Genomic DNA, 505 nt, shown 5'->3' on the forward strand with positions numbered 1-505 from the left:
ACTCGTGGCTACTTTGTTCCAATAGCATGATTTGTTCTTTTGTTGGAAGCAATTTAACTTTAACCGTGATGGTTTGTGGCACAAGTTTCACCCCCTCGTTTTTTGATTTTCCACATAATGTTTTATTGTCTCACTTGATACACTTCCAGCAGTAGAAACAAAATAAGAACGCGTCCATAGGCTCGGCAAGTGCTGAAGATGTGGAAACTCTTCTCTCAAACGTTTTGATGTCACTCCTTTAATTTTTGCCATTGTATCAGCAGGACTAAGTGTTGGTGGTGTATTTAAGAACAAGTGAACGAGGTCTTTGTCGCATTCCATTGCAACAATAGAAATATCCAATTCTCCGCATATTTCTTGAACCAACTCCTTGAAACGTTCTTCTAATTTTGTATTAAGAAAAATCTTTCTTCTGTATCGCGGGCAAAACACAAAATGATAGTTAATTAATGACACGGTTGTTTTGGTTCTTCTATAATCATTCATCATGTTCGCATTGTATCAG

The 505-nt window shown here is 37.0% G+C and carries 1 protein-coding gene and 1 pseudogene; both read right to left on the reverse strand.

The features are described from left to right. A pseudogene (locus tag MR167_RS33465) lies at positions 1-82 on the reverse strand (transposase); the annotation flags it as partial. Between the two features lie 5 nt (positions 83-87). After that, positions 88-489 (reverse strand): IS200/IS605 family transposase, encoded by a 402-nt coding sequence (gene tnpA, locus MR167_RS31735; protein ID WP_242316252.1) that lies wholly within the window; start codon positions 487-489, stop codon positions 88-90. Positions 490-505 lie beyond the last annotated feature (16 nt).

This window comes from Bacillus cereus group sp. BfR-BA-01355 (genome assembly GCF_022663675.1).
Lineage (GTDB): Bacteria > Bacillota > Bacilli > Bacillales > Bacillaceae_G > Bacillus_A > Bacillus_A thuringiensis_S.